This is a genomic window from Pseudarthrobacter sp. NPDC055928 (assembly GCF_042270935.1).
Lineage (GTDB): Bacteria > Actinomycetota > Actinomycetes > Actinomycetales > Micrococcaceae > Arthrobacter.
This window is the reverse complement of the sequence record NZ_JBHJZH010000005.1, coordinates 282,428-287,429: the sequence shown is the minus strand read 5'-3', so window position 1 is coordinate 287,429 and position 5,002 is coordinate 282,428. Positions and strand designations below refer to the sequence as shown.

General features: G+C 66.3%; 6 protein-coding genes. 2 read left to right on the top strand and 4 right to left on the bottom strand.

Translation table 11 applies throughout. The features are described 5' to 3' along the window. Positions 1–122: 122 nt before the first annotated feature. Entirely contained in the window at positions 123–1,166 is a 1,044-nt protein-coding gene (locus ACFC25_RS09515; RefSeq protein WP_376044899.1) for a DMT family transporter, read from the bottom strand. A gap of 70 nt (positions 1,167–1,236) precedes the next feature. Here ACFC25_RS09515 and ACFC25_RS09510 point away from each other — a divergent pair, with 70 nt between their 5' ends. Continuing rightward, entirely contained in the window at positions 1,237–1,782 is a 546-nt protein-coding gene (locus tag ACFC25_RS09510) for a CGNR zinc finger domain-containing protein (RefSeq protein WP_337345130.1), read from the top strand. 28 nt (positions 1,783–1,810) lie between these two features. On the opposite strand, the gene ACFC25_RS09505 is transcribed toward ACFC25_RS09510, so the two are convergent. From ACFC25_RS09505 to ACFC25_RS09495, 3 genes are all read right to left on the bottom strand, one after another. Continuing rightward, a complete protein-coding gene (locus ACFC25_RS09505; RefSeq protein ID WP_337345131.1) occupies positions 1,811–2,197 on the bottom strand; it encodes a hypothetical protein in 387 nt (128 codons plus the stop codon). Between the two features lie 107 nt (positions 2,198–2,304). Next, entirely contained in the window at positions 2,305–2,895 is a 591-nt protein-coding gene (locus ACFC25_RS09500; protein ID WP_376044898.1) for a hypothetical protein, read from the bottom strand. Positions 2,896–2,920: 25 nt separating this feature from the next. After that, positions 2,921–4,303: an MATE family efflux transporter gene (locus ACFC25_RS09495; RefSeq protein WP_376044897.1), complete on the bottom strand. Its 1,383-nt coding sequence runs from the start codon at positions 4,301–4,303 to the stop codon at positions 2,921–2,923. Between the two features lie 113 nt (positions 4,304–4,416). On the opposite strand from ACFC25_RS09495, the gene ACFC25_RS09490 reads away from it, so the two are divergent. Next, complete coding sequence (locus ACFC25_RS09490; protein ID WP_337345134.1) at positions 4,417–4,851, top strand: DoxX family protein; 435 nt, start codon at positions 4,417–4,419, stop codon at positions 4,849–4,851. Positions 4,852–5,002 lie beyond the last annotated feature (151 nt).

Below are 5,002 nucleotides of genomic sequence, written 5' to 3'. Positions count from 1 at the left end.
CACCACGCCGCACGCGAACCGCGGGCCCCGGACACAGCACAGTGTCCGGGGCCCGCGGGCTTTAGTAGGGGCAGGAGGCATTTGCGGCGCCGGGGATGGGCACCGGCGGCGGCGCTGGACTCTCAGGGAACGGGTTCGACGTCGTTCGCGTGCTCCAGGGGTGAGGCCGCCTTGCGTCGGGGTGCTTCGGCCTCCTTCGCCGATGCAGTAGCCAGGGCCGGGCTGCGCAGTTCATCAAGCCTGACCAGGATGACGCCACCGACAATGAGCGCCCCGCCCAGGAGTTGGATGGCGCCGGGAAGCTCCCCGAGCAGCAGCCATGCCCAGACCACGGCAAACAGCACCTCGGTCAGCGAAACGAAGGATGCCACCTTCGAGCCCAGGGCACGGGCCGCCATGATGCCGGATACGTAGGCCAGGACCGTTGCCAGGACTACCAGTCCGCCCAGTGACACCCACCATGGCGTAATCCACGGGCCGAGCCTGGTGTCCGCCGTACTGAAGGCCATGGGCAGCAAGCCGGTTGCGGCGGAGAGCCACATTACGGAAGCCCCCACCATGAGGCCGCCGGACGCCAGGACGATGGGCGGCAGGGAGTCGTTCTCCTTGGCGGTGATGAAGAAGTACATAGCCAGGCACACTGCCGCCGCAATTCCCCAGAAGACACCAATGACGTCGATTTTGACCGCTCCAGTGAGGTCGAGGACCAGCACGAGGCCCGCGAGGGACAACAGCGTACCGCCGAAGGTCAGCGCGCGTGGCCGCTTCCTGCTGGCAGCCCAGAGCCACAGGACGATGATGACGGGTGCCAGGTACTCCAGCAGGAGCGCGACACCAACGGAAAGCCGGGCCACAGCGTTGAAGTAGAACAACTGGCACGCGGCCACTCCGATGAGGCCGAACAGGACGATGGTGACCCAGTTCTCGCGCACCTGGTGCCACCGGCCACGCAGGGCGGGGATGGCCGGAATCGCCAGGATCAGGGCCGCGCCGGTGAGGCGAGCGGTTACTGCGGCCCCCGGAGACCAGCCAGTTTCGAGCAGCGCCTTGGCGAAGGATCCGGAGATTCCGAAGACAGCGGAGGAGAACAGTGCAACTCCCAGGCCGGAAGCCATAAAGCCACGGCGTGCTGCGGACATGCTTGAGGGGTTGGTGGCGGCAGTCATCGTCGCCTCCTGTCAGGAGTAAAGTGGGGTAATGCCCATGACACTACGCCGGGCCCTGTAAGGAGTCAAGATGGTCTTTGCCCCTGACACCGAGGTGGCGCTCCGCACCGTGGTGAATCTGATCAACAGCGCCGCAAATGGCCAGGAAACCCTGGCCACGGTGTCGGACCTGGACCGCTTCCTCGAGGCCGAAGGTTTCAGCGGATCCCGGACACGCAATGCGGCGGAACTGGCCAGCATCCACAAGCTGCGCGGCGAGCTAGCCAGGGTTTGGACCTCAGATGAGGATGCGGCGGTGGAATCCGTGAACCGCCTGCTGCGGGAGGCCAACGCCCTTCCCCAGCTGATGAAGCATGATCAGTGGGACTGGCACCTGCACGCCACCACACGCGAAGCGCCACTGGCGGAAAGAATGGGCACCGAGGCAGCCATGGCCTTGGCGGACGTGATCCGAAGCAAGGAGATGGACCGAATGCTCGTGTGCGAAGGGGATGACTGCGATGCAGTGGTCCTGGACCTCACGCGGAACCGGTCCAAGCGATATTGCGACACCGGCAACTGCGCCAACCGGGCACACGTCGCGGCCTACCGGGCGCGCCAGGCAAAGGCCAGCTAGAACGGACGGGCCCGTCGGGTGCGCAGGATCAGCGGCCGGTCGGTCCGTCGGCGTCGGGGGTGCCGGGCTCGTCGGAACCAGGCTGGGAGCCTTCCCGACCGGCCCGCGGAGCCGTGCCACCGAATCCATGGGAAGGCTTGCGTGCTGAGCTCAGGTTGACACCTGACCCCTTGCCGAGGTGCTCGGCATTGTCCTTGTAGCTCATCGAGAGCATCGCGGCAATGACCAGCGTAACGATGAACGCGATGCCGGCCCCGGTGAAGGCGAGGTCGAACCGAGGGGCGCGTGAACTGCCGCCCGACGCGAAGATAAGGACCGCAAAAAAGGCGAGGACGGCCCAGAACGCGGAGAACATCAGCGGCCCCTTCACCGAGGTCCGCATCTTGCGCGGTTTTCCTGGTTGCTGGTCTGCCAAGGTGATTCCTCCCCTGCAGGCACGGCACGAAAGGCCTGCCCGGTTCGAATGTGCGGTGGGTGTGTACGGCGAAACTTCTACGCCGGGTAGAACCGTACCTGTCTAGTTTACGGCTTCGCGGCAGCGCCCCGGGCATCATGCCGCAGAGTCAGCGCGGACAGCACCCAGAGGACGCCGGCAAGAATGGCCCCGCCACCGGCGACCCCCAGCAGCGCATGCGCACCGAGGCTGATGAAGAACGGGAGCGCCGCGGCCGTTCCGAGGCCAATGACCCCGGAGGCTATCCAGTCCCTGGCCAGGACGTGCCCGCCACGGTGCCGCAGTCCGCACACCAGCTCGATCGCGCCTGCGAGGCCCAGGCCCAGCGCCGCCATCACGCCGAAGGGCACGTCGCCATGGAACAGCAGCAGCGCCGCGCCACTGCCTGCCAGGATCAGCCCTGCGGCCGAAAGCAGCTTTCCAGGCGTACTGTCGCGGGTGAAGCCGGCCTTTGGAGTACCCCACAGGACCAAGGCGCCAGTGGCCAGCAAGTAGGTTCCGCCCGCCCAGGCCATCACCTCAACCGACGGCGTGGCCCAGAAGATCGTGACGGCCCCGAATCCCAGCGCGGCAAGGGCCCGCAACAGGACCGGCTTCCACAGGTCTTCCTGGAGAGCGGTACCGGGCGTGGCTTCTGCGGGCGTCAAAGGGCGGGTCACCGGTCCAGTTTAGTAGGCGTGGCTGCTACTGCGAACCGAGCACCATCCACCTGTCGGACCTGGCACGGACGCCGAGGGTCAGGGCGCGGGCAGCCATGTACCCCAGCGCGAAGGCTGCCCACAGCCACCCCAGCCCGGCCAGCCCGGAAGCGCCCGAGCCCGCCACAGCGAGGAGCAGCGGGATGTAGACGGCGAGGTTGACGACGCCGGCAATCGCCAGGTACTTCGCATCGCCGGCACCGATCAGCACACCATCGAGGACGAACACGTAGCCGGCTAAGGGCTGACCGGCGGCGAGTACCCACAAGGCGACGGTCAGCACAGAGTGGACTCCGGTGTCGGACGTGAACAGAACCCCTACCCAGGGCGCAGCCGCGGCGAGCAGCACGCCCGTGACCGCACCAAAGCCTATGCCCCACCTGATCATCGTTCTGGTCAACAGGCGCGCCTTGGCGGCATTGGATGCCCCCAGCTCCTTGCCAATGAGGGCCTGGGCCGCGATGGCCAAGGCATCCAGGGCGAAGGCGAGGAAGGAAAAAATCGTCATGGCAAGCTGGTGCGCGGCCAGGTTCACCGGACCTTGGGCAGTAACCACCAGCACCGTTGCGAGAATGGCGATGCGCAGGCTAAGCGTGCGCAGCATCAGCCACGAACCGACGCGCGTCATCGCGCGGATGCCGCGCCAGTCGGGAAGCAGGGTGACGCCGTGCCGCGAGGCGTTCCGCTGGACCATCACCAGGTAGACGGCAGCCATGGCCCATTGCGCAATACTGGTCCCCACGGCAGAGCCGGTCACCGACCAGCCCAAGCCGTAGACCAGCCACAGGTTCAGGACAACGTTCAGGGCAAAGCCTGCCGTGGCCACCACCAGGGGTGTCCGCGTGTCCTGGAGCCCGCGGAGAACGCCCGTGCCCGCGAAAATGAGCAGCATGGCCACCAGTCCGGGCATGGACCAGCGGAGGTAGTCGGCGGCGAATACCCTGACGTCGCCGTCGGCACCCATGAGGCCCACGAGAGGATCGGCGGCTACGAAGCCTGCCGCAGCCAGCAGAATACCCAGCAGGAGCGCCAGCCACACGCCGTCCCGTCCTGCCGCGAGGGCCCGGCCGAGCTGGCCGTCACCGAGCGCCCGCGCCACGGCCGGAGTGGTGGAGTAGGCGAGGAAGACCATCAGGCCGACGGCGGTGTGCAGGACAGCGGAGGCGAGGCCGACCCCGGCCAACTGGGCAACGCCGAGATGGCCCACGATCGCGGAATCCGCCAGCAGGAACAGCGGCTCAGCAATCAGGGCACCGAAGGCGGGGACGGCGAGCCGCAGGATTTCCCGGGAGTGGCCGGCGGGGGTCTTTGCGGCAGCAGGGGCAGCTTGATGTGGCACGATTGCCAGCCTATCGGGGCGTCCAGACATCCCACTGGCTGCTGAGGCGCTCCCCTTCACGGGTTTCGGTGGAAACCATGACAAACAACACACTAAGACACAATTGGTTGACACTTCAAGTATAGGTTTGGAAGACTCGGGACATGAACAAGACCTCGCTTAACACCACGGCAGTGACGATTCTTCGCGTCATCATCGGCTTCATCTTTGCCGCCCATGGCTGGCAGAAGTTCAACGAATGGACCATCGCCGGAACCCAGGCCTCCTTCGCCAAAATGGGTGTTCCCGCCGCCGAAATCGCCGCTCCGGCGGTGGCAGTCCTGGAACTTGGTGGCGGAATTGCGCTCATTCTTGGTGTCCTGACCCGGGTGGTCGCCCTCCTGCTGGCCCTTGACATGCTGGGGGCACTGTTTCTGGTGCATGCCTCTGCGGGGGTCTTCGCGGCAACCGGCGGCTACGAACTGGTACTGCTTCTGGCAGCAGCGGCATTGGCGGTGGCGCTTACTGGCGCCGGCCGCATCTCGGTGGACCGGGCCCTCTTCGGCCGTACGAACTCCAGGCTGGCCGTGCTCGCCTAACGGCTCACATCATGATCGAACGACGGCGGTGAGCACCCGGGTGCTCACCCCCCGCGTTGTTTTTTTACTAAACAATAGGTGTCGCCCCCGACCCGGAGGTGGGTAATAAAACGGGCGGGGCCCGAGCAACCCACCGGGAACCCGGCGCCAC